The sequence below is a fragment of the Streptomyces goshikiensis genome (genome assembly GCF_014650555.1).
Taxonomy (GTDB): domain Bacteria; phylum Actinomycetota; class Actinomycetes; order Streptomycetales; family Streptomycetaceae; genus Streptomyces; species Streptomyces goshikiensis.
On sequence record NZ_BMVE01000004.1, the window covers coordinates 381,727 to 404,464 of the forward strand.

Below are 22,738 nucleotides of genomic sequence, written 5' to 3' on the forward strand. Positions count from 1 at the left end.
CCCTGGTCATACGTGGTCGGCCGGAGTTTCGGTGTCGCCGTCCGCGGCGGCGAGCGCTGTCTGGACCAGCCGGGTCGGCTCGCCCCGGCGTACGAGCGTGCCGCGCCCGGGCGGCTGGCTGTTCGCGTACACGCCGGGGAACAGCTGGCCCTCCTGCCGGTCGCCGGTCATGACGACCGCCGTCGTACCGCTCTCACGGAGCGTCATCATGAACGGCTCGTACAGCGCCCGCGAGGCTCCCGCCACCCTGCGGGTGACGACGAAGTGCAGGCCTATGTCCTGCGCGGAGGGGATGAACGGCACGAACGGCGCGAGCGGTTGCTGGCCGCCGCTGGTGAGGACGTCGTAGTCGTCGATGAGGATGACGATGCGCGGACCCGAGTACCAAGTGCCGGACGCGAGGGCGTCCTGGGCGGCGAGGTCCTCGGGCATGCGTTTCTCGAGCTCGGTGGCGATACCGGTGGCCAGCGCGCCGCACAGCCGTGAGTTGTGGGCGTAACCGCCGCGGTACTCCTCGGGGACCAGCCTGCGCAGGCCCCGGCGCGGGTCCATGACCGCGAAGACGATCTCCTCGTCGGAGTAGCGGTCCATGAGCCCTTGGGTGACCAGGCGCAGCAGGTTGGTCTTCCCGCACTCGCTGTCGCCCAGGATGATCAGGTGCTGGTCGCGCTTGAACAGGTCGAGCAGGACGGGCGCGAGGGCCGTCTGGTCCAGTCCGAGCGGCACCCGGTTGGGTTCGGCCGTCACGGACGGCAGGGCGGCGGCGGGGATGCGGGTGGGCAGCACCCTGATCCGCTGGGCGCCGTCGCCGGACCAGGACGAGCGGATCGCCAGGGCCGCCTGTTCGACGGCCGGGCCCAGCTCGGAGGTCGAGGCCAGGGAGTCGATGCGGGGCAGCGCCGTCTGGGCGAAGAGCTTGCCGTCGGTCAGGACGCGGCCCTTCTCGTCCGGGGCCAGGGTCTCGGCGAGCTTGCGGTCGATGCTGGAGTCGCCGGGGTCGTTCAGGCGCAGCTCGACGCGGGTGCCGAACAGGGACTGGGTGGCGATGCGGACGTCGTTCCAGCGCAGCATGCCCGCGACGACGTGGATGCCATAGCCGCCACCGCGCTTGAGCAGGTCGGTGACCGCGTCCTCGATCTCGTCGAAGTCATCGCGCAGGGCGCCGAAGCCGTCGACGAGGAGCACGATCTCGGTCGAGGACAGCTCGGGGAGCCGGCCTTCGGCGCGCAGTTCGCGCAGCCGCTCGACGGAGTCGATGCCGTGTTCGCGGAACAGCTCCTCGCGGTCGGCGAGCATGCCGCGGATCTCCTCGACCGTACGGGCGGCGCGTTCGCGGTCGGCGCGGCCGGCGATGCCGCCGACGTGCGGGAGCCCGGTCAGGGCGGCGAGGCCGCCGCCGATGAGGTCGAGGCCGTAGATGCCGACCTCGCGCGGCGTGTGCGTCATGGCGAGGGACAGTGCCAGCGTGCGCAGCAGGGTGGTCTTGCCGGACTGGGGGCCGCCGATGACGGCGGCGTGGCCGCCGGCGACGGTGAGGTCGAGGACCCACTGCCCCTGCCACTGCTTGGCCGGGTCGTCGAGGAGGCCGAGCGGCACCTTGAGCGGGCCCGGCCGGACGGCCAGCTGGATGCCGCGCTCGCCGGCCCGGAGCGGACCTGCGGAGGTGTCCAGGGCGATGACCCGGGGCAGCGGCGGCAGCCAGATGGCACGGGTGGGCCGGGCCGCGTCGCGGAGTTGGTCGACGACGACGGACATGACGGTCGGCCCGGGGTTGCGGTGGCGCATGGCCGGCTGGCCCTCGCCGGGGCCCGTCTCGGGCTCGCCGAGGGTGTTGAACTCCGGGTAGGGGTGTACGGCCGGGCCCGCTTCGGCGTCCCGGGCGACCGGGCCGTGGTAGGGGCCGGAGACGAAGCTGGCCTTGAACCGCTCGTACGCGCTGGTGTCGACCTTGAGGTAGCCGAATCCGGGGATGGGCGGCAGGTGGAAGGCGTCGGTGGTGTCCAGCACCGTACGGGACTCGTCGGCGGAGAAGGTGCGCAGGCCGAGCCGGTACGAGAGGTACGTGTCCAGGCCCTTGAGCTTGCCGCCCTCGATGCGCTGGCTGGAGAGCAGCAGGTGGACGCCGATGGAGCGGCCGATGCGGCCGATGGACAGGAACAGGTCGATGAAATCGGGTTTGGCGGTGAGGAGTTCGCCGAACTCGTCGATGACGACGAAGAGGTGCGGCAGCGGGTCGAGGTCGGGGCGGGTCTCGCGCAGCGCGGCGTAGTGCCCGATGTCGGCGATGTTGCCGGCGTCCTTGAGGACCTGCTGGCGGCGCTTCACCTCGCCGGCGAGGGAGGAGTGGACGCGCTCGACGAGACCGGCCTGGTTCTCGAGGTTGGTGATGACGCCGGCGACGTGCGGCAGGCCGGCGAAGGGGGCGAAGGTGGCACCGCCCTTGTAGTCGACGAGGACCATGGCGAGGTCCTCCGGCGGGTGCGAGGCGACGAGCGCCAGCACCAGCGTGCGCAGCAGCTCGCTCTTGCCCGAGCCGGTGGCGCCGACGCACAGGCCGTGCGGGCCCATGCCGAGTTCGGAGGATTCCTTCAGGTCGAGCAGGACCGGCTGGCGGGAGTCGCTGATGCCGATCGGTACGCGCAGGAAGGCGCGTTCGCTGCGGGGCCGCCACAGTTCCTTGACGTCCAGGGCGGCCGGGTCCTCGACGCCGAGCATCTCGGCGAAGGCGACGGGGCCGGAGAGCGGGGCGTCGACGAGGGACTCGGGGGACAGCCTCAGCGGGGCCAGCAGGCGGGCCAGGCCCTCGGCGCCGGGGGCGGTGGCCTGGTCGGCTGTGCCGTCGGCGGTGACGGGCTCGGAGGGGCGCAGGTCATCGATGTGGACCCGGTCGCCGTCGACGGTGATGCGCAGGGAGACCTGGCCGGGCTCATGCACCCGCTCGGCCACCAGGTGCAGCACGGTGACGCCCATGTCCCGCAGGCTCACGGCCTCGTCGGGGCGGGGCAGCTCGCGCGCGTCGTCACCGTACTCGTCGCTGACGATCAGCAGCCGGTCGGTCATCTCCAGCGCGTCCTTGCCGGAAAGGCCGCGCCGCACCTCGGCGGCGTAGGAGGCGCGGGCGCGCAGGTCCCGGTGCATGAGCCGGGCGAGTGGGGCCAGCGCCGGGGCGATGCGGCGGGCGCTGACGGGCCCGTCGTGCTCGTCGGGGTCGAGGATGTGGGGCAGCCACTTGACCCAGGCCCAGTCGGTCATGCGGTCGCCGGGGCAGGCGAGGGCGAGGGCGACGTCGTCGGGGGCGTGGGCGACCGCGGTCTGCGTGAGCAGGGCGCGTACGACGCGCAGGACGCCTTCGCGGTCGCCGATGACGCTGACGTTGCCGGCGCGGTCGAGGGGGATGGTCAGGGGCAGGTCGGTGGCTGTGGAGAATCGATTCGTCAGCGCCCCGGCCTCGTTGAGCATGAACCGGTCGGGCGGGGTGAGGACACTGCCGCCCTGCTCGCCGACGACCAGGGGGCGTACGGGCATCCGACCGGTGCCCACGCGCACCCGCAGGAAGTCGCTGTCGCGGCGGCGCCGCTCCCACAGCCGCGCGGGGTCGCGCACGATGTCGTAGAGCGCCTCGGGCGGCGGGTCGAGGACCCGGGCCGTCTCGCGGCGCTCGCGCTCCTCGGCGCCCAGCTCCTCGCGGAGCTCCTCCAGGTACTCCAGGTAGCGCTCGCGCTGCCGGCGCCGGGTGCGCTGGGCCTTGCCCCGCTGGGACAGCAGCATGCCGACCGAGCCGATGACGGTGACGAGGAGCACGATCGCGCCGAGTCCGGCGAACTGGCTGTTGCGCACCATCGTCATCATCACGACCGAACTCATCACGCCGGCAATGGGCATGAGGGTGTGCAGGGCGCCGCCGGTCTTGCCCTCGGGCAGGTTGGGCGGCGGCTCGATGGTGCGCGCCTCGGGGGTGTGCAGCGGCCGGGTGGTGCGGGCGGGGCGGTGGACTATGCGGGTGGTCATCGGTTGCTTTGCCTGCTCATGGCTCGGGTGAGGACTTCGGCGGCAAGCTCGGTGACGGCCTCGCGCGTGACCTGGCCGAGCAGGTCGGTGCGGATCGGGCCACCGGTGGCGAGGTGCCGGTCGTACGGGAGCATCAGTACCTTCACGCCGTCGAGCTGGAGGTGCTCTCGCGCCGCGGTGGCATCGAGGGTCATGTGCGGGGACGACGGGGAGACGACGACCACGGTCCTCTCCAGCATCCGGGATCGCGACAGCGACGCCATCCAGTCCAGCACCGATCGGGTACCAGTGATGCCCTCGGCGGTGGCGGGGGTGACCAGCACGCGGGCCTGGGCCGCCGACAAGGCGGTGCGGGACAGCTCGCTCGGGAGGGTGTCGCAGTCAACGACGGTGACGCCGAAGTAGCGGCGCAGCGCGACCATCACCGTGCGGTACTCGTCCAGTTCCAGCCGGTTGCCCACGCGGCCCTGGCTGCCGGGCAGCAGCCAGCCCCGGTCGGGCAGCTGGATGAGGTAGCCGACGACGTCGGTGAGCTGCATCGACGGGTCGATGAGCTGCGCGACGTCACTTGTCGTCCAGCGCACCTTGGTGACGCCGAGCCTGGCCGGGAGGGTGCCCAGTGCCGGGTCGGCCTCCAGCATCAGCACGGGGTCCTGGCGGTAGTGCGCGTAGGTGTGGCCGAGCAGCGCGGCGACGGTGGTCTTGCCCGCGCCGCCGCGGATGCTGGTGACGACGATCTGCCGGCCGGTGGTGAGCGGCTGCTGCAGCGCCTGCGCGACGCGGGTCGCCTCCTCCACCTCGCGGCTGGCGGAGGAACCGACGAGCCGGCGCAGCGAGCGGGAGGTCCGCTTCGCGGCGGAGTCGCCGCTGAGCGGCCTGCCCTTGACCAGCTCGTCGGGGAGCGGGAGCTCCAAGGTGACGGGCGTGGGCAGGGGCCTGGGGGCGGGCGCGGGCGCCAGGTGGGTGTCGGCGGCGGCCGGCCCCGGTGCATTGGCCTGCGAAGGTGCGTGGGCGGATGCGGTCGGGGGCCGGCCGGCCTGCTCCCCGGGCGGTCCCGGTTCGCCGGAGTCATTGGTGAGGTTGCGTAGGTCGCGCAGTAGGTCGCCCTGCCAGTCGTCCTGGGGCATGCGGTCTCTCCTGGAGTTCAGAACTGGTGGAGCAGACGTACGTAGACGCCGAACACCCCGACCGCGAGCGGGAACAGTGCGATCACGCCGATGGTCTCGACGAGGTCCACGGCGCGCCGCAGCCGGACGCCGACGTGTTCCGGCAGCCGGACCGACAGCACGGCGAGCGGCACGATCGCCACCCCGCAGAGCGCGGCCGGCGGACCGGCCGGGGTGCCGGGGACGTGGTCCATCCACAGCATCACGAGGCGGACGAGCAGCACCAGGGCGGCGGCCAGCAGCGTGACGACCTCGGCGACCAAGGGGAAGGCGCGCGAGCGGGAGAGCAGCACGACCACCGTCACGGACGCGAGCAGGACCGTCCACCACGAGGGCGAGGTGACGGCCAGCAGCCCGCCGGCCATGGCGGACACGGCGACGGCGACCGTGGCCAGGACCAGCCCGCGGTGGGTGGCGGCCAGGGCGGTCTCGACCTCGTGGCGGCTGACGGAGGCACCGCCCGAGCGGCGGTCGTCGAGTCCGGTGAGCCCGGCCGCCATCAGCGCGAGGCGGGGCAGCAGGCCGAGGGCGACGAGGGAGACGACGGCCATGACGGAGCCGAGGCGCGCCGGGTCGGCCTGGAATCCCGCGATTGCCTCCCACGCTCCGGTGGTGACGGCGACGGCTCCGGCGCCGATCAGACCGCCCCTGCCGAGCTGCGAGAACAGCCCGAGGAGCGCGAGTGTCACGGTGAGCGCGCCGGCCACGGCGGCGAGCCGTGCCGGCCCGGACCAGGCGTGCGCGTCGGCGGCGGTCCACGCGGCGAACACGCCGAGCACGCCACCGGTCATCAGGAGGGTGGTGCCGAGGTCGCGCGCTGCCTGGCCTTCCGCCCGGCCTCCCGCCTGGCCCCCCGCCTGCGCGGACCGACCGGCCCGGATGCCGATCCGGGCCGCGACCGCGCCGACGGCCGCGACGAGCACGGCCGACACCGCGAGAGCGGCCGCCACCGGGGCCGCGCCGTGGCTGCTGCGCGCGAGCACGGCAGCGGTCACGGCCAGCACGATCGTCGCCAGGCCCGCGGTCCACCGCCGGGCCTCGGAGCGCCAGCGCCACGCGCGTACGTCCAGGTCCTCGGCGAGCTCGTCGGTGACGTCGTGCACGACGGGCGCGGAGGGCGCGTCGTGCACGCGGACGAGCCGGAGCACAGCGCCGTCGGGCACGGCGGCATCGGCGAGGGTCCCGTCCTGCGGTAGAACCGTTCCCTCAGCGGTGATCAGATGCCGGGCGGCCGGGCGCTCGCCGACCTTGTCGCCCAACAGCCGCAGGACATCGGGCAAGAGCCGCCCGATGGGCTCGTCCGCGGGCAGCACGAGATCCACGCGCCGGCGGTCGCCGACGAGTGTGATCCTGCTCAATTCCGTACGCTGTTTGGCCCCCGCGCTCACCACGCGGCAGAACCTATCACTGGGCCGACTCCGTCACTTTGTGTGTTCCTTTCGAATTGTTCGGCGTTTTCGTCTTCGAGGGGGATGGCGAAGGCGCCTTCGATGGTGACGGCGACGATGGTGACGTCAACTGCGGTGTATAGCGCTGCTGTTGCTGTCTCTGCTGCTCTTTCTGCTTGGCCAGGGTGTGCTGGATGAAAGACCACCCCACACAACCGGCGCACAGAAGCGCCGCAATGGCGATGCCCGCGAATATCCTGCCGAGCTTCTCGTCCGCCGTCCGGCGGGCCCGCTGCGCCCCGTACAGCAGGGCATCGCGCATGCGTCGGCGCCGTACCGACACCGACTCCAGCAGCTGACTGTCGTAATCCTTCGCCATCATTCCCCGATCAGCCGGGCTCCACGAGCCGGTGTGGACCTACGAACCCCGGGCGGTCCGAAAGGCCATGAACAGCAGCCGGGACACCGGAGAACCGGGCTGCTGCAACGGCTGTTGCGCCGCAAATGACTGCTGTTGCGGCCCAGCGGCCACAAAAGTCCCCGAATCGATCACTGCACCATGGAACGGCGCGGTCATGACACGCACCGGGCGCCATAACTATCAACTCTCACCGGGGGAATGCAAAGCGCGCCGACGATCCACCCGTGGCCGGGAGGCAGTTCACCGGCCGGAGGTGACCGGACCCCGGAAGACCTCGGTCTCCGAGAAACTCACCGCCGTTCCTGGCCCAGTGCCTCACGGACCTTCGCGCGGCGTGCTGCGTCGCCAACCGTCAGCAGGTACGAGCCGAATCGCCGGACCTCCGGGCCCTCGGCGCGAAAGACAATGGTGACGGCATAGCCCAACGTGCGGGGGGAGGCAGGTCTGCTCCCCTCAAATCGACGCGGAAGAGCGAGGCCCCCTTGATCCTTGTTCCTCTGAAGCTCGCTCCCGACGCGTCGATCCCGTGCAGCGAGGCCTTGACCATGTCGGCATCCTCGATCCGCGCACCATCCGTCACCGCTGAGCCAACTGCGGTCGCGACCGGCCCGGGCGGCTCACGGGTAGCTCACGCCCCGAGGAAGTCGCGGATTCCGGCCAGTGGGTCGCGACCGTGCTCCGCGGCGTACTCACGGCGGCGTGAGTCGACCTTTTCGGGATGCGCCTGGCAGCAGTAGTCCCAGAAGTCGACCAGCACGCGGAACGCGTCGTCGAGGGTGTAGTCACCTTGGACATGTTCGACGTAGTGGTTCTCCACTCTCACGCCCTGCGGGCTGATGGTGGCGGTGTGCGCGTTTCCGTCCAGGTCCTCGGGCGCGAAGCCCGGGTTGGTCTTGGCCTCGGTCACCAGGTCGATCGCTTCCAGGATGGACAGCGGCACGAGCTGGAGGTCGGCCGTCACCCACTGGCCCAGGATATTCAGCTCGGCAGGACCGGAGAAGGACGGTGCCCTGAACGCGTCCTGGACGTAGTACTGAGTGCGAATCACTGCTCTGTTCTCCTGATTTCCTGCTACGGCATCAGCGGATAAATGGTCTTCGCGTCACCCGTGATCGGGTCAAAGTAGCCTTCAAACGTGATGCCCTTCCAGTCCCCACGCCACTTGTTGGTGGCGGGGTCGACCACGCGGGCGTTCTCGAAGGATTTTTCCATGGCGCGCCTGACCTGATTCTCCGTCCAGCCCGGGGGGAAGAAGGTCGTCTTGGCCCGCTTCATCACCATCAACCCGGTGCGCGGATCACGCATCCACACATTGCCCGTGGTCAGTCCCGTCTTGTGATCGATCTCTATGATCTTCGGGACCTTCACCATGTAGGGGTCGAGGTCACGGCCACCGGGCCGGAAATGGTATCCGGTGACCTTGGGGTTGCCATTGCGATCGTACTTGAGCTCACCCTGCAGTACGTGCTCGAAGGTGTGCTCGGGGATACGACCGCCCTTCGGCAGTGGAGGAAGCTCTTCCGCCTTCGGCGGATCCTGATGAGGGGTGGACGTGTCCCCGCCATGACCCGAACCGGAACCCGTGTCCGGCTGACCCGTGCCGGGGTCGGCAGGGTCCTGCGGCGAGTGGCCATGACCCGCAGGGTCATGGGGGTCACCGCCGTGACCGGAACCGCCGGGGTGGTGCCCGCCGGAAGCGCTGTCAGCGGCGTGCCCGGGCTGGTGGCCCCCGCCACCGGCAGTGCCATGGCCGCCACCGGAACCCGTGTGCGGCGCGCTGTGCCCGGCACCGGACGAGGGACCCTGCCCATCGCCCTGGGGCGCGGCGTGGGCGGCCGGGGATCCCTCGGCGTGCCCTCCCATCTGCGGCGTGCTGTGAGTACCGCCGCCACCCGTCGGGTGGGATCCGCCGCCCGGGTGTGCCGAGCCGACGGGGTGGCCAGCCGCGTTCTCCACGCGGCTGGGGCCGCCCGCGCCTTCGAGGACCTTCGCCTCTTCCTTGACCGGCGCGGTCTCGTGCTCCTTGACGTTGGGCAGGTCGTCCTTGTGCGGCTCCCTGACGGGTTCGGTGTCGCGAACGACGTTGCCGTGTTCGTCCCTGATGTACCCGTCATCGCCGATGACGCGTTTGTTGCCCGCGTGGTCGACGTACTCGCGGCCGGGGGGCGTCTCGCCCGAATGGGACGGAGCCGAGGCCGGCTCCCCCGAACGGCCGGGAGCCGCGGGCACCTCGACCGGGTGCGGCGCGGTCCCGGTCGGCATGTTGCGGGCCATGTCGTCCACACCCGCCTGGCTGGCCTTGAGGCCCTCCATGAAGTCGCCGACCTTGAGCTTGACGACACTTGTCGTCTTGCCGAGGTAGGTCATCGGGTCGACGAGCGCGCCTGCCTTGCCCAGCATGGTCGCGGCCTCCGCGCCCACACCCAGCTTCCCGGCCCTGCCGAGCTTGAGGAGGGAGCCCGAGCCGATGGTCAGTGCGTTGAACAGCACCGTCCCGACCGCCCGCGAGGGGTCCTTGCCCCACTCGTCCCACGCGACCAACGACTTGCCGAAGTTGCGCAGGGCCGCCTTCTGGCGTTCACGGTCAGTGTGGTCCTGTGGGCCGAACGTCTTGTCGAACACCCAGTCGTACGGCGTGATGATGTAGCCGCTGACACCGGCGAGGACATCACCGATGCCCGACCAGGTCTTCTTGAACTTGTCCCAGTCGAACACGTTGACCATGCTGCCCAGGCCCTTGAGCGTGCCCAGGACACCGTCGACGAAGAACCCCTTCAGCGCACCGCCGACATTGTCCTTCGTCCACTCCCACGCAGCCCGCAGACCCGTGTACTCACGCTCGTCGACCGTCCCCCAAGGCGTTTCCTTGGCATCCTTGACGTCGCTTTCCTTGAAGCCGTACATACCGGCCTTGTGTGAACCGTCGTCGACGACGAAATGCGTACCACCCACCAATGAGGTGATCTTGTTGGCCGCGTCACGCTCGACGCCCTGGAACGCCACCCACGTCGTACCGACCTCACGGACGAGACGCGCGTTCTCGTCGATCTTGCCCTGGTCCTGCTGCCAGTCGTCATCGTCCTTGTTGTCCGCGACGAACTTCTCCGCGTCCTCGCGGAGCTGCTTCATCTTGTTCACCAGCGGACGGGCGGTAGACGCGAAGCTCGTCAGGGCACCACTGACGGACTCCAGCTTCTTCGCGAACTCATCCGCCTTGTCCCGCACCGGAGTCGTCGAGTTGAGCAACTCCTCCTGCTCGGGGGCGTCGTAGACCGGATCCAACGCCTGAAACGCGTTGTGAACGTCCCTGCCCGTACCGCGAATGCCGGAGGCGGTCGTCTTCAGCGACGTCGCATGCTTCTCCAAAGTCTCCAGGTTGCCCGTGAAGGTCGGTATCTTCCCCAGGTCGATCACTTCTTGGGGTCCTTCATCTCTTCCGGAGTCGGAGCCTTGGAGTACTCCTCCTGCTTGTTCTTCGCCATCTGCAGGTCGCCCTTGAGGTACTCCTCAGTGGCCAGGCGCGCCCCGGTGATGGACTTCGCCGTCCGGACCGGAAGGAATTTCACATCGTTCTCCGTGCGCTGCTGGAACTCCTGCAACGCCTGGGCCACGGGACCGAACGCACCCCCCTTGGGGAGCTCGGTCCCGCCCAGAACCATCGTGCCCGCCCACGTCGCCGCGCCCACCAAGCCGTCGCCGTACGCCGTGAACTCGTCCTCGAACTTGCCCCCGGCCTCTGCGGTCTTGCTGAGGACCCCACGAACGCCATCCGGCTTGATGTCCCAATTGGACACGATGTCCCCCGTTTCGTAAGACGTTTCTTCCCGTGCCCCGGCGTCAGCCGATGGCGTCGACCGCGGCCTTGGCCCTGGTCAGCGTCTGGCGCGCGGTGCCGTCGTTCTTCGTCATCGTCGAACGCAGCAGTGCGATGATCGCGCGGACCTCGGCGGCCGCCTTGTCCCAGCGCAGCTCCTTGCCGTGGTACTCGTCCGACACGCCGTCGGCCTGGAAGTCGGCCATCGCAGCCTTCACCGCCGACTCGCGCTCGCGCAGCACCGTCTCCAGCCGGCCGATGATGCCGTCCAGCGACCCCTGAACCTCGGTCGAGGCGCCGAGGTCGTAGCTACGCCGGTCCGAACCCGTTCCACCCATGTCAACTACCCCCGTCTGCCTAGCGGCCCGAGAAACGAGCCGCGTCGAAGTTCGCCGCCGCCATCTGCTGCTTCGCGTTGTCCGCCGACTCCTGGTCACCCTGACCGAACGACGTGTCCATCCCCGACTGACCACCCAGGATCGAGCGCAGCGCACTGTTCAGCGCGGCCGTCACCTCGTCCGAGTGCTCCTTGAACTGGTCGAAGGCCACCTTGCCCGAACCGTGGAACTTGCCCTCCAACGGCGCGGCAGCGGAAATCAGCTGCCGGATCAGACCACCGAGATCCTCAGTCGAACCCTGCGTCCGAGACTTCAGCCCCGACAACGCCGTGTTACCCATGTCGAACTTCACGCGCTCACCCCCGCACCTCTCACAACAAGCCACTCGAACACCCATGGTTCGTACCGGCGTTCCATGTCTATCAACCTGGCGTTGTCGTTTGCAAAGTGATTGGAAGTCACATCTCCTTGTCTGTTGCCGAGTAGTGGCATTCGTCGCTGAATCAGCCGTCACTGTCACACGTTTGGCGATGGAGCGTGATGTCCTCAAACGCTGCGTGGTCGTGTGGGTGAAGTAGCCGTGGCTGACCCGGCGGCCGCCGTCGGGGCGATCGGTGACCAGAGGACCGAGCACGGGATACCGCACCGCGTGGCCTGTCGCGCCCTGGGCGTGAGCGAGTCGTGGTTCTACAAGCACCGCAGCCGCAAACCCACCGGACGGGAGATGCGCCGTCAGCGGCTGAAGGAGGCGGTGAAGGAGGAGTTCGCCAAGTCTGGTGGCCGAGCTCGGGCTCATCGCCCGGAAGGTCCGCCACCGGCGGGGGCTGACCGCCCGGGAAGCGGGCGGCGAGTGCGGACCACGTCCGCCGGGACTTCACCGCCGAGGAGCCCGACCTGGTCTGGGCGGGCGATATGACGGAGATCGTCACCGGTGGGGGGAAGCTCTGCCTGGTCAAGGTCATCGATCTGTTCTCCCGCCGCCTGCTCGGCTACGCGATGGGCGCCCACCGCGTAGCCGACCTGGTCGCCGCCGCGCCGCACATGGCTGCGGCGACCCGCGGAGGGGACGTCCGCGGCGTGATCTTCCACAGCGACCGCGGCAGCGAATTCACCTCGCGGAGGTTCCGGCGTGCCTGCCGCAAGCTGGGCGTCGCCCAGTCCATGGGCCGCGTCGGATCGTGCTTCGGCAACGCCGTCAGCGAGGCCTTCACCAGCGTCCTGAAGGTCGAGTCCGTCCATCGGCGCACGTTCACCACCCGGCCCGAGGGTCCGGATCAGGAGCGCGACCTGGGTCACCGACTCCTACAACGTAAGACGGCTACACAGCGTGTGCGGCTGGAAGAGCCCGATCGACTACGGACGCGACTACCGGGCCGGCCTCGCCGAGGAACTGGCTGCACAGGAAGGTCTCCACGAAACGAGGGGATTGACACTTGAGATGCGTCTCGCGATTCGAGGTGTCAGCCTGGCCATGTGGCGCACCAAACAGCCTCCGGTCAGGGCGTTCGCGGTACTTGGGACACCCGGAGGGCGCGGCCAACCGTGAGAGGTCTAGACAACGACGAAGGCCCAGGTCGGTGACCTGGGCCTTCGTGAAAGAGCGGATGACGGGAATCGAACCCGCGCTATAAGCTTGGGAAGCTCATGTTCTACCATTAAACTACATCCGCGCAGGCGGTCCAGTTGCCTGGAGCCTTAGCGTTGCACACTCTACCCCATGATCGACCCCCGGCGTATTTGCCGCGGGGTCGTTGTCGTGTGTGGGGTACAGCAAGGCGTGTGGGGGCGGGAGTTGGGGCGTAACGTACGGGTTCGGAGCGGCGGCTTGGGTGGGTCCTGTTCATCCCCTAATGTGGCGATTCGTTGCGCAGTAAGGCTTCAGGGGAAAGGGACTCGATGGAGCACACCGTCGTCCGTTGTGCCGAAGGGCATGTATTCAGCACCGCCTCGTTTCCGCTCCAGCAGCTCGGCCCCGGTCGGATCGGGCCCGGGCGGTTGCTGCGGTGTCCGCGGTGCGCGCGGCTGCGGCAGGCCGTGCCCGTGGGTGGCGTGAAGCGCTAGACGGAGGCGCGCGGGTTCCGCTCCGATTGGGGGTGGCTCGCGCGCTCTGCGTATCCTCGGGACGTGCTTCTCTCTGACAAAGACATCCGGGCCGAGATCGACGGCGGACGGGTTCGCATCGACCCGTTCGAGGAATCGATGGTGCAGCCCTCCAGTATCGATGTGCGTCTCGACCGGTACTTCCGGGTGTTCGAGAACCACCGCTATGCCCACATCGACCCCGCCGTCGAGCAGCCGGACCTGACCCGCATGGTCGAGCCCGAGGGTGACGAGGCGTTCATCCTCCACCCGGGCGAGTTCGTGCTCGCCTCGACGTACGAGGTCATCTCGCTGCCCGACGACATCGCCTCCCGCCTGGAGGGGAAGTCCAGCCTCGGGCGCCTCGGTCTGGTGACGCACTCGACCGCCGGGTTCATCGACCCCGGGTTCTCCGGGCACGTGACCCTGGAGCTGTCGAACCTCGCCACCCTGCCGATCAAGCTCTGGCCGGGCATGAAGATCGGGCAGCTCTGCATGTTCCGGCTCAGCTCGCCCGCGGAGTTCCCGTACGGCAGCGAGCGGTACGGATCCAGGTACCAGGGGCAGCGCGGGCCGACCGCCTCGCGCTCCTTCCAGAACTTCCACCGCACCCAGGTGAGGCACGAGGCATGAGCGACGCAGTACGCGAGAACCTGACCTACGAGGGCTTCGGGCGCGCCGTCCGCGAGCTGGCGCAGACCATCGCCGACGACGGCTACGAGCCCGACATCATCCTGAGCATCGCCCGCGGCGGCGTGTTCGTGGCCGGCGGTCTGGCGTACGCGCTGGACTGCAAGAACATCCACCTCGTGAACGTGGAGTTCTACACCGGCGTGGGCACCACCCTGGAGATGCCGGTCATGCTTGCGCCGGTCCCCGAGGCGATCGACTTCACCGACAAGAAGGTCCTGATCGCCGACGACGTCGCCGACACCGGCAAGACGCTCAAGCTGGTGCACGACTTCTGCCTCGGTCACGTTGCCGAGGTGCGGTCCGCGGTCATCTACGAGAAGTCGCACTCGCTCGTGCAGTGCGAGTACGTGTGGAAGAAGACCGACGAGTGGATCAACTTCCCCTGGTCGGTCGAGCCGCCGGTGGTGCGGAGGGAGGGGCAGGTTCTCGACGCCTGACCCCGTCTGACCCCGATCCTGTTGCGTGAGGAGGGGCCCGGTCCGCCTGGTGTGCGGAGCGGGCCCCTTCTCGTGCGTGCGGGCGCGTACGGGTGCGTACGAGTGCGTACGGCTAGATCGTGCCCAGCTTGATGATCGACAGCAGGGCGATCAGCTGGATGGCGGAGGCGCCCAGCGCCTTCGGCCACGGCAGGTCGTGCGACTTGCTGACCAGGGAGGTGAACAGGGCGCCGGCGGCCAGCCACGTCAGCCAGCCGAGCACCTGGACGACCATGTTGTCGCCGCCGAGGAACACGGCGAAGAGCAGGCGCGGGGCGTCCGTGATGGACATGACCAGCATGGACAGGCCCACGGTCGGCTGCCACGCGCCGTCGCCGCCCAGCTGGCGGGCCAGGGTGTGCGTGACCGCGCCGAGGAGCAGTCCGCAGATGACGAAGGCCACGCCGGTGGAGAGGACGATCGGGACGGCGTTGGCGAGCGTCGCCTTGATCGCGTCGTCGCGGGCGTCGTCGAGGCCGAAGACCGCGAGCAGGCCGTAGAGGAACGTCACGGTCAGCGCCGGGCCCCAGACCGCGTAGTCGCGCATCTGGAAGAACGTCGGCCCCGGCCGCATCACGATGCCGCGCAGGAGCTCCTTCCAGGGCAGCCGCGGTCCGGTCGGGCCGGCAGGGGCCGCGCCGGCGCCCGCGTGGTACGTCGCGGCCTGGCCGTACGGGTCCTCGCCGATGGCGAAGGCCTGGGTGTAGCCCGGGTTGTCCGCGTACGAGCCGCCCTGGCCGCCGCCCTGGCCGCCCTGGCCCGCGTACGGCGGCGGTTGCTGCTGCTGCCCGTACGGGTCGAAGTACTCGGGCTCGCCGTGGCCCCCGGCGGCGGCCTGCTGGGGCCACTGCTGCTGCGGGGGCGACCCGGCGGGCGGGTAGGGCTGCTGACCGTACGGCGCCTGCGGCGGTTGCTGCTGACCGTACGGCTGCTGCCGCGAAGGTTGTTGCGGGGTGCGGTTGTTGTCCCGGCCGCGTCCGATCCTGAATCCAGCCACGTGATCGAAAGTACCTGGTCCGGCGGGAGCCGGGGGACGGGCGGCCGGAACCGGGGGCCTTTGCGGCCGACCTGTGACATCCCTTAGGGGATCCCCGGGGGGAGAACCCCCGGCCGGTGGGGTGCCGGGTTTACATGGCTGCGGGGCAGTCTGCGGCGGTTCGTTACATTGCCGACGGAATACGTAGATATCGGACACGTAGCTTCGTCGATGCCGCGTCGCCGTCGCGGAGTGACGACCGAGAACGAGGAGAGCCCCCACCATGCGCAGCACTCGCCGTACCCCCTGCCGCACGACCCTCCGTACCGCCGCCGTTGTGGTGGGGGCGGCCGCCGTTCTCGCCGTGCCGGTGGGGTCCGCGTTCGCCGACTCGTCGGCGGGGGTGGGGGCGGTAGCGCCGGGGGCGCCGGTGGTCGTGAGGCTGGCCGACGGGGCGGTCGCCAAGGTCTACAAGACCGGTCCGAACCGCTTCGAGGCCGACATATTCGCCGGGTCCACGAAGCTGGACACGCTGGTCAGCCGGGGTGGCGGCGTGGCGTACGGGCGGAGCGACGGGCTGCGTGTCGTGCTCCAGCCGAACGGCGGTGTGACGTCGTGGATGGAGGGCGGGGAGAAGTCCCGGCCGAAGGTGAAGGCGAAGGCGGTTGCGCCGGCGCCGGTACGGGTCGTCATGCCCGACGGGCGGATCGCGAAGCTGGCCGCCGACGGGGCGGGGGCGGGGGGCGAGCGGGCGGTCATCTCCCTGCCGGACGGCGAGGTGCTGGGGGCGATCGACCTGAGGCACCCGAGCGCGGTGCACGACGGCTGGACGTACAAGATCGTCCGGGACGGGGAGCGGGTGAAGTTCGTCGTCATCGACGGGCGGGGTGGCGGGAGCAGCTGGGTGTACGACTTCGGGAGCGGGAAGCTGGTCGAGGCGTACGGGGTGGGGGCGGGGGCCGGGGCCCGGGCCGGGTCGGGCGCCGGTGGGCTGCGGTAGGTCTGGCCGCTGCGCGGGGCCCATCCCCCACCCCGCCCCTTCCCGAAACTGGGGGCGAGCCCCCAGGCCCCCGCAAACGCGGAACGGCCGGCCCCCTGACGGGGACCGGCCGTTCCGGCGTTCTGACCAGCGCCTACTTGGCGCCCGACTCCTCCGAAGCCTCGGCCTTCTTGGCCTCGCCATCAGCCGTGACGTCGCCCTTCGGCTCGGCCTCGGCCGCGCTGCCGGCCTCAGCGTCGCCCTTCGGCTCCGCCTCGGTGGTCGCCTTCGGCTCAGCCTCGGTGGTCGCCTTCGGCTCGGCCTCAGCGGTGGCCTTCGGCTCCGCGTCGGTGTCGGCCGCCTTCGGCTCCGGCTGGGCCTCGGGGCTTGTCTTCGGCTCGGCCGCAGCCTCAGCCTTGGGCGCAGCCTCGGCCTCGGCCGCTGCGTCGTCCTTCGGCTCCGCCTGGGCCTCGGGCGCAGCCTCAGTCGCAGCGTCGGCCTGCGGGGCTGCGGGGGCTTCCGCCGCCTCCGCCTCCGCAGCAGCGGCTGCCGCAGCCGCCTCGGCTTCCGCTTCGGCCTTCGCCTTCGCGGCCGCCTCGGCTTCCGCCTTCGCCTTGGCCTTCGCTTCTGCCTCGGCCAGGGCTGCCGCCTTCGCTTCCGCCTCGGCCAGGGCCGCCGCCTCGGCTTCCGCCTCGGCCAGGGCCAGCGCCGCCGCCTCCGCCTCCGGGTTCTTCACCGACTCCAGGAGCAGCTGGGCCACGTCGACGACCTGGACGTGTTCCTTCGCCTTGCCGTCGTTCTTCTTGCCGTTGACCGAGTCCGTCAGCATCACCAGGCAGAACGGGCACGCGGTGGAGACGATGTCCGGGTTCAGGGACAGGGCCTCGTCGACGCGCTCGTTGTTGATGCGCTTGCCGATGCGCTCTTCCATCCACATGCGCGCGCCACCCGCGCCGCAGCAGAAGCCCCGCTCCTTGTGGCGGTGCATCTCCTGCTGGCGCAGCCCCGGCACGGCCGACATGATCTCGCGCGGCGGCGTGTAGACCTTGTTGTGGCGGCCCAGGTAGCAGGGGTCGTGGTACGTGATCAGCCCGTCGACCGGCGTCACCGGCAGCAGCCGGCCCTCGTCGATCAGGTGCTGGAGCAGCTGCGTGTGGTGGATGACCTCGTACTCGCCGCCCAGCTGCGGGTACTCGTTCGCGATGGTGTTGAAGCAGTGCGGGCAGGTGGAGACGATCCGCTTCGCCGACTTCGGCTTGCGCGTCGACTCGTCCTCGTCGTCCTCGCCGAACGCCATGTTCAGCATCGCCACGTTCTCCTGGGCCAGCTGCTGGAACAGCGGCTCGTTGCCCAGGCGGCGCGGGGAGTCACCGGTGCACTTCTCGTCGCCGCCCATGATCGCGAACTTGACGCCCGCGATGTTGAGGAGCTCGGCGAAGGCCTTCGTGGTCTTCTTCGCGCGGTCCTCCAGCGCGCCCGCGCAGCCGACCCAGTACAGGTAGTCGAACTCGGAGAGGTCCTCCGCGTCCTTCCCGATGATCGGGACCTCGAAGTCGACCTCCTTCGTCCACTCCACCCGCTGCTTCTTCGCGAGGCCCCAGGGGTTGCCCTTCTTCTCCAGGTTCTTGAGCATCGTGCCCGCCTCCGACGGGAACGCGCTCTCGATCATCACCTGGTAGCGCCGCATGTCGACGATGTGGTCGATGTGCTCGATGTCGACCGGGCACTGCTCCACGCACGCGCCGCAGGTGGTGCAGGACCACAGCACGTCGGGGTCGATGACGCCGTTCTCCTCGGCGGTGCCGATGAGCGGGCGCTCCGCCTCCGCCAGGGCCGCCGCCGGGACGTTCGCGAGCTGCTCCGCCGTGGCCTTCTCGTTGCCCTCCATGTCCTTGCCGCCGCCCGCGAGCAGGTACGGCGCCTTGGCGTGCGCGTGGTCGCGCAGCGACATGACGAGCAGCTTCGGGGACAGCGGCTTGCCCGTGTTCCAGGCCGGGCACTGCGACTGGCAGCGGCCGCACTCGGTGCAGGTGGAGAAGTCGAGGATGCCCTTCCAGGAGAACTGCTCGACCTGGGAGACGCCGAAGACGTCGTCCTCGCCCGGCTCCTCGAAGTCGATCTCCTTGCCGCCGCTGGTCATCGGCTGGAGGGCGCCCAGCGCCGTGGCGCCGTCCGCGTTCCGCTTGAACCAGATGTTCGGGAAGCCGAGGAAGCGGTGCCAGGCGACACCCATGTTGGTGTTCAGCGAGACGACGATCATCCAGATCAGCGAGACGCCGATCTTGACCATCGCGGTGAAGTAGATGGCGTTCTGCAGCGCGCCGAGCGAGAGCCCCTTGAAGGCCAGCACCAGCGGGTACGAGACGAAGTACGCGGGCTCGTACGAGTCGACGTGGTGGATCGCGCCCTCAAGGCCGCGCAGGCACAGGATCGCGAGGCCGATGGTGAGGATCACGTACTCGACGAAGTACGCCTGCCAGGCCTTGGAGCCCGTGAAGCGCGACTTGCGGCCCGCCCGGGAGGGCAGCGAGAGCAGGCGGATGGCGATCAGCACGGCGATGCCGAGGATCGTCATGATCCCGATGAACTCGATGTACAGCTCGAACGGCAGGAAGTTCCCGACGATCGGCAGCACCCAGTCGGCCTGGAAGAGCTGCCCGTACGCCTGCAGCAGCGTCGGAGGCAGCGTCAGGAAGCCGATCGCGACGAACCAGTGCGCGAAGCCGACGATGCCCCAGCGGTTCATGCGGCTGTGTCCGAGGAACTCCCGGACCAGGGTGATCGTTCGGGCCTTGGGGTCGTCCGTGCGGCTGCCTGCCGGCACGGGCTGACCGAGCTTCACGAACCGGTAGATCTGCGCCACGGCTCGGGCGAGCAGCGCGACGCCGACCACGGTCAGGACCAGCGACACGATGATCGCGGCGAGTTGCATGGAGGGGCTCCTCGGGCGGCATTACTAAGCGGTAACTTATTCAGTCAAGGCTTGAGGTTACCCATTCCCGACGCCGCAATGTAGCTGAGCGCGCGGTGATCTGTGTCGCTCAGGCTTGCCTATGCGGGCCGCCCGGTGCCGCCCCGTGCGGACCTGTGCCTACGGGCCGCCCGGGGGGTCTGGGCCAGGATCGCGAGATCCATCCCCAGCCAGTGGCTCTCCACATAGTGCCGGTCCAGGAGGGCCATTTCCTCCCAGGGGAGGTCTGAGCGTGCGCTCACCTGCCACAACCCGGTCATTCCAGGCTTTACGAGGAGCCGGTCCGGGCGGTCCGTACCCGGCCCCGGGCGCGGCCCGACCAGTGACATCTCCCCTCGGAGCACGTTGAGCAGCTGCGGCAGCGCGTCCAGGGCGCAGCGCTCCACCGCCGTCCCCAGCCACCCCGCCCCCGCGTCCGTCCGCAGTCGCCAGGTGCGGAAAGGCCGTCCCCCGAGACCCGCCGCCGGCTCCCGTACGAAGGCCCGCCCGCCCTGGCCGGCGCACAGCAGCGCGGCGATCACCAGCAGCGGCAGCGCGGCCAGCGCGGCCAGCGGCACTGCCCCCAGCAGGTCTACGACCCGCTTCGCCGGGCAGGCGGGGAGACGCGGCGGCCGCAGGGTGGGGGCGAGGCGCCGGATTGCGGGTGGTGCGAAGGACGGCAGCGGCATGCACGCACCGTGCCGTGCGCCTTCGGCGGCTGGGCGGTGCCGCGCAGCGGGGGCCGTCGAGCATCGCCCGCTCGGCCCCGCCCGGGGCCCCGCCGGAGCCCGGGCCGTCACTCGGATGAGCGTAAGACTGGTGTAAAAGTTGAGCCCCTTAGGCTCACCTCTGTTGACGCACGCGCCGCCTTGCGGCATGGTTGAGTCCGTTGCACTCAAGTCAGCTGGAGGAATTGAAATGGCACGTGCGGTCGGCATCGACCTGGGCACCACGAACTCCGTCGTCAGCGTTCTCGAAGGCGGCGAGCCCACCGTCATCACCAACGCCGAGGGCGCCAGGACCACGCCGTCCGTCGTCGCCTTCGCCAAGAACGGCGAGGTCCTCGTCGGCGAGGTGGCCAAGCGCCAGGCGGTCACGAACGTGGACCGGACCATCCGCTCCGTCAAGCGCCACATGGGCACTGACTGGAAGATCAACCTGGATGGCAAGGACTTCAACCCGCAGCAGATGAGCGCCTTCATCCTGCAGAAGCTGAAGCGCGACGCCGAGGCGTACCTGGGCGAGAAGGTCACGGACGCGGTCATCACCGTCCCGGCCTACTTCAACGACTCCGAGCGTCAGGCGACGAAGGAGGCCGGCGAGATCGCGGGCCTGAACGTCCTGCGCATCGTCAACGAGCCGACGGCCGCCGCGCTGGCCTACGGCCTCGACAAGGACGACCAGACCATCCTGGTCTTCGACCTCGGTGGCGGCACCTTCGACGTGTCGCTCCTGGAGATCGGCGACGGCGTCGTCGAGGTCAAGGCGACCAACGGTGACAACCACCTCGGTGGTGACGACTGGGACCAGCGCGTCGTGGACTACCTGGTGAAGCAGTTCCTGGGCGGTCACGGCGTGGACCTCTCCAAGGACAAGATGGCGCTCCAGCGCCTGCGCGAGGCCGCCGAGAAGGCGAAGATCGAGCTGTCCTCCTCCACGGAGACCACGATCAACCTGCCCTACATCACGGCTTCCGCCGAGGGCCCGCTGCACCTGGACGAGAAGCTCACGCGCGCCCAGTTCCAGCAGCTGACGGCCGACCTCCTGGACCGTTGCAAGACCCCGTTCCACAACGTCATCAAGGACGCCGGCATCCAGCTGTCCGAGATCGACCACGTGGTCCTGGTCGGCGGCTCCACCCGCATGCCGGCCGTCGCCGAGCTCGTCAAGGAGCTCACCGGCGGTCAGGACGCCAACAAGGGCGTCAACCCGGACGAGGTCGTCGCCATCGGCGCCACCCTCCAGGCCGGTGTGCTCAAGGGTGAGGTCAAGGACGTCCTGCTCCTCGACGTGACCCCGCTGTCCCTCGGCATCGAGACCAAGGGCGGCATCATGACCAAGCTCATCGAGCGCAACACCACGATCCCGACCAAGCGGTCCGAGATCTTCACGACGGCCGAGGACAACCAGCCGTCCGTGCAGATCCAGGTCTACCAGGGCGAGCGCGAGATCGCGGCGTACAACAAGAAGCTCGGCATGTTCGAGCTGACCGGCCTGCCGCCGGCCCCGCGTGGCGTCCCGCAGATCGAGGTCTCCTTCGACATCGACGCGAACGGCATCATGCACGTCACGGCCAAGGACCTTGGCACGGGCAAGGAGCAGAAGATGACCGTCACCGGCGGCTCCTCGCTCGGCAAGGACGAGGTCGACCGCATGCGCCAGGAGGCGGAGCAGTACGCGGACGAGGACCTGCGCCGCAAGGAGGCCGCCGAGTCCCGCAACCAGGGCGAGCAGCTCGTCTACCAGACGGAGAAGTTCCTCGCGGAGAACGCGGAGAAGGTTCCGGCCGAGGTCAAGACCGAGGTCGAGACCGCGATCACCGAGCTGAAGGAAAAGCTCAAGGGTGACGACGCGGCCGAGATCCGCACCGCGACCGAGAAGCTCGGCGCCGTCAGCCAGAAGCTCGGCCAGGCCATCTACGCCGACGCCCAGGCCGCCCAGGCCGCCGGTGGCGCCGGTGAGGGCCAGCAGGCGAAGGCCGACGACGACGTGGTGGACGCCGAGATCGTCGACGACGAGAAGCCGAAGGGCGGCGCTGCCTGATGTCGGAGGAGACCCCGGGCTTCGAGGAGAAGCCCGAAGTCCCCGCCGGCGCCACGCCTGACGACGCCGCCGAGCCGAAGAAGGCCGCCGACTCCTCCGAGGAGGAGGCGGCGGCCCCGGCCGGGGACTCCGCAGCAGCACAGGACACCGGCCGCGAGGCCGCCCTTCTGGCGCAGCTCGACCAGGCCCGTACCGCGCTCGGCGAGCGCACCGCGGACCTCCAGCGGCTCCAGGCGGAGTACCAGAACTACCGCCGCCGTGTGGAGCGGGACCGCATCGCCGTCCAGGAGGTCGCGGTCGCGAAGCTCCTGACGGAACTGCTCCCGACCCTGGACGACATCGGCCGCGCGCGGGATCATGGCGAGCTGGTCGGCGGCTTCAAGTCGGTGGCCGAATCGCTGGAGACGGCCGCGGCCAAGATGGGCCTCCAGCAGTTCGGCAAGGAGGGCGAGCCCTTCGACCCGACGATCCACGAGGCCCTGATGCACTCGTACGCGCCGGACGTCACCGAGGACACCTGCGTGGCGATCCTGCAGCCGGGGTACCGGATCGGCGAGCGTACGATCCGCCCCGCGCGGGTCGCGGTGGCCGAGCCCCAGCCGGGTGCGGCCCCGGCCGCCAAGTCCGAGTCCTCGGAGGGCGAAGCACCGTCCGACAAGGACACGGATGCCCCCGAAAAGGGCTGAC

18 protein-coding genes, 1 tRNA gene and 1 pseudogene are annotated in these 22,738 nt (G+C 69.8%); 6 read left to right on the forward strand and 14 right to left on the reverse strand.

Translation table 11 applies throughout. The features are described from left to right. Nucleotides 1-6 precede the first annotated feature (6 nt). The 10 genes from eccCa to IE248_RS15115 form a co-directional block, all read right to left on the reverse strand. On the reverse strand, nucleotides 7-4,008 hold the full coding sequence (gene eccCa, locus IE248_RS15070; protein ID WP_190030942.1) for a type VII secretion protein EccCa: 4,002 nt from the start codon (nucleotides 4,006-4,008) through the stop codon (nucleotides 7-9). After that, nucleotides 4,005-5,135, reverse strand: coding sequence for a MinD/ParA family ATP-binding protein (locus IE248_RS15075; RefSeq protein WP_190030943.1), 1,131 nt, complete (start codon nucleotides 5,133-5,135; stop codon nucleotides 4,005-4,007). The genes eccCa and IE248_RS15075 overlap by 4 nt, the downstream gene beginning before the upstream one ends. 17 nt (nucleotides 5,136-5,152) lie before the next feature. After that, entirely contained in the window at nucleotides 5,153-6,565 is a 1,413-nt protein-coding gene (gene eccD / locus IE248_RS15080) for a type VII secretion integral membrane protein EccD (RefSeq protein WP_190030944.1), read from the reverse strand. A 13-nt stretch (nucleotides 6,566-6,578) separates the two neighbouring features. After that, nucleotides 6,579-6,944 (reverse strand): hypothetical protein, encoded by a 366-nt coding sequence (locus IE248_RS15085; RefSeq protein ID WP_190030945.1) that lies wholly within the window; start codon nucleotides 6,942-6,944, stop codon nucleotides 6,579-6,581. Nucleotides 6,945-7,335: 391 nt separating this feature from the next. Next, nucleotides 7,336-7,563 carry a pentapeptide repeat-containing protein gene (locus IE248_RS15090; RefSeq protein WP_350875071.1) on the reverse strand — a complete coding sequence of 76 codons (228 nt, stop codon included), beginning with the start codon at nucleotides 7,561-7,563 and terminating at the stop codon, nucleotides 7,336-7,338. 48 nt (nucleotides 7,564-7,611) lie between these two features. Continuing rightward, nucleotides 7,612-8,031: a hypothetical protein gene (locus IE248_RS15095; RefSeq protein ID WP_190030947.1), complete on the reverse strand. Its 420-nt coding sequence runs from the start codon at nucleotides 8,029-8,031 to the stop codon at nucleotides 7,612-7,614. Nucleotides 8,032-8,054: 23 nt separating this feature from the next. Next, complete coding sequence (locus IE248_RS15100) at nucleotides 8,055-10,397, reverse strand: EndoU domain-containing protein (RefSeq protein ID WP_190030948.1); 2,343 nt, start codon at nucleotides 10,395-10,397, stop codon at nucleotides 8,055-8,057. Then, complete coding sequence (locus IE248_RS15105; protein WP_190030949.1) at nucleotides 10,394-10,777, reverse strand: DUF6507 family protein; 384 nt, start codon at nucleotides 10,775-10,777, stop codon at nucleotides 10,394-10,396. The genes IE248_RS15100 and IE248_RS15105 overlap by 4 nt, the downstream gene beginning before the upstream one ends. 43 nt (nucleotides 10,778-10,820) lie before the next feature. Continuing rightward, a complete protein-coding gene (locus tag IE248_RS15110; protein WP_190030950.1) occupies nucleotides 10,821-11,135 on the reverse strand; it encodes a pore-forming ESAT-6 family protein in 315 nt (104 codons plus the stop codon). 19 nt (nucleotides 11,136-11,154) lie between these two features. Beyond that, nucleotides 11,155-11,487, reverse strand: a complete 333-nt coding sequence (locus IE248_RS15115) for a hypothetical protein (protein WP_190030951.1) — start codon at nucleotides 11,485-11,487, stop codon at nucleotides 11,155-11,157. Nucleotides 11,488-12,047: 560 nt separating this feature from the next. Here IE248_RS15115 and IE248_RS37370 point away from each other — a divergent pair. After that, the gene (locus IE248_RS37370; protein WP_229895331.1) at nucleotides 12,048-12,572 is read left to right on the forward strand and encodes a DDE-type integrase/transposase/recombinase; all 525 of its coding nucleotides are present in this window, start codon (nucleotides 12,048-12,050) and stop codon (nucleotides 12,570-12,572) included. A gap of 162 nt (nucleotides 12,573-12,734) precedes the next feature. Here IE248_RS37370 and IE248_RS15125 read toward each other — a convergent pair. Beyond that, nucleotides 12,735-12,805, reverse strand: a tRNA-Gly gene (locus IE248_RS15125). Nucleotides 12,806-13,259: 454 nt separating this feature from the next. Between IE248_RS15125 and dcd the strand changes: the two genes are divergently transcribed. Next, nucleotides 13,260-13,847, forward strand: a complete 588-nt coding sequence (dcd, locus tag IE248_RS15130; RefSeq protein WP_008741419.1) for a dCTP deaminase — start codon at nucleotides 13,260-13,262, stop codon at nucleotides 13,845-13,847. Next, nucleotides 13,844-14,344, forward strand: coding sequence for a phosphoribosyltransferase (locus tag IE248_RS15135; protein ID WP_008741418.1), 501 nt, complete (start codon nucleotides 13,844-13,846; stop codon nucleotides 14,342-14,344). The genes dcd and IE248_RS15135 overlap by 4 nt, the downstream gene beginning before the upstream one ends. A gap of 112 nt (nucleotides 14,345-14,456) precedes the next feature. On the opposite strand, the gene IE248_RS15140 is transcribed toward IE248_RS15135, so the two are convergent. Beyond that, on the reverse strand, nucleotides 14,457-15,380 hold the full coding sequence (locus tag IE248_RS15140) for a Yip1 family protein (protein ID WP_190030952.1): 924 nt from the start codon (nucleotides 15,378-15,380) through the stop codon (nucleotides 14,457-14,459). A 262-nt stretch (nucleotides 15,381-15,642) separates the two neighbouring features. Between IE248_RS15140 and IE248_RS15145 the strand changes: the two genes are divergently transcribed. Beyond that, nucleotides 15,643-16,359 (forward strand): hypothetical protein, encoded by a 717-nt coding sequence (locus tag IE248_RS15145; protein ID WP_190030953.1) that lies wholly within the window; start codon nucleotides 15,643-15,645, stop codon nucleotides 16,357-16,359. A 703-nt stretch (nucleotides 16,360-17,062) separates the two neighbouring features. Here the strand turns inward: IE248_RS15145 and IE248_RS15150 are convergent. Both IE248_RS15150 and IE248_RS15155 read right to left on the reverse strand, forming a co-directional pair. Then, nucleotides 17,063-19,270, reverse strand: a pseudogene (locus IE248_RS15150) ((Fe-S)-binding protein); the annotation flags it as partial. Between the two features lie 119 nt (nucleotides 19,271-19,389). Further along, the gene (locus IE248_RS15155) at nucleotides 19,390-19,977 is read right to left on the reverse strand and encodes a sugar transferase (protein WP_073797855.1); all 588 of its coding nucleotides are present in this window, start codon (nucleotides 19,975-19,977) and stop codon (nucleotides 19,390-19,392) included. 229 nt (nucleotides 19,978-20,206) lie between these two features. Here IE248_RS15155 and dnaK point away from each other — a divergent pair, with 229 nt between their 5' ends. Continuing rightward, nucleotides 20,207-22,051, forward strand: coding sequence for a molecular chaperone DnaK (gene dnaK, locus IE248_RS15160; protein ID WP_008741414.1), 1,845 nt, complete (start codon nucleotides 20,207-20,209; stop codon nucleotides 22,049-22,051). Next, nucleotides 22,051-22,737, forward strand: a complete 687-nt coding sequence (gene grpE, locus IE248_RS15165; RefSeq protein WP_008741413.1) for a nucleotide exchange factor GrpE — start codon at nucleotides 22,051-22,053, stop codon at nucleotides 22,735-22,737. The genes dnaK and grpE overlap by 1 nt, the downstream gene beginning before the upstream one ends. Nucleotide 22,738: the final 1 nt, after the last annotated feature.

What these genes read in the sequence shown, in the direction of transcription:
- eccCa (WP_190030942.1), bottom strand. Translation starts at nt 4,008, where the DNA reads ATGACCACCCGCATAGTCCACCGCCCCGCCCGCACCACCCGGCCGCTG.
- IE248_RS15135 (WP_008741418.1), top strand. Translation starts at nt 13,844, where the DNA reads ATGAGCGACGCAGTACGCGAGAACCTGACCTACGAGGGCTTCGGGCGC.
- IE248_RS15110 (WP_190030950.1), bottom strand. Translation starts at nt 11,135, where the DNA reads ATGGGTGGAACGGGTTCGGACCGGCGTAGCTACGACCTCGGCGCCTCG.
- dnaK (WP_008741414.1), top strand. Translation starts at nt 20,207, where the DNA reads ATGGCACGTGCGGTCGGCATCGACCTGGGCACCACGAACTCCGTCGTC.
- IE248_RS15145 (WP_190030953.1), top strand. Translation starts at nt 15,643, where the DNA reads ATGCGCAGCACTCGCCGTACCCCCTGCCGCACGACCCTCCGTACCGCC.
- grpE (WP_008741413.1), top strand. Translation starts at nt 22,051, where the DNA reads ATGTCGGAGGAGACCCCGGGCTTCGAGGAGAAGCCCGAAGTCCCCGCC.
- IE248_RS15075 (WP_190030943.1), bottom strand. Translation starts at nt 5,135, where the DNA reads ATGCCCCAGGACGACTGGCAGGGCGACCTACTGCGCGACCTACGCAAC.
- IE248_RS15155 (WP_073797855.1), bottom strand. Translation starts at nt 19,977, where the DNA reads ATGCCGCTGCCGTCCTTCGCACCACCCGCAATCCGGCGCCTCGCCCCC.
- IE248_RS15085 (WP_190030945.1), bottom strand. Translation starts at nt 6,944, where the DNA reads ATGATGGCGAAGGATTACGACAGTCAGCTGCTGGAGTCGGTGTCGGTA.
- IE248_RS37370 (WP_229895331.1), top strand. Translation starts at nt 12,048, where the DNA reads ATGACGGAGATCGTCACCGGTGGGGGGAAGCTCTGCCTGGTCAAGGTC.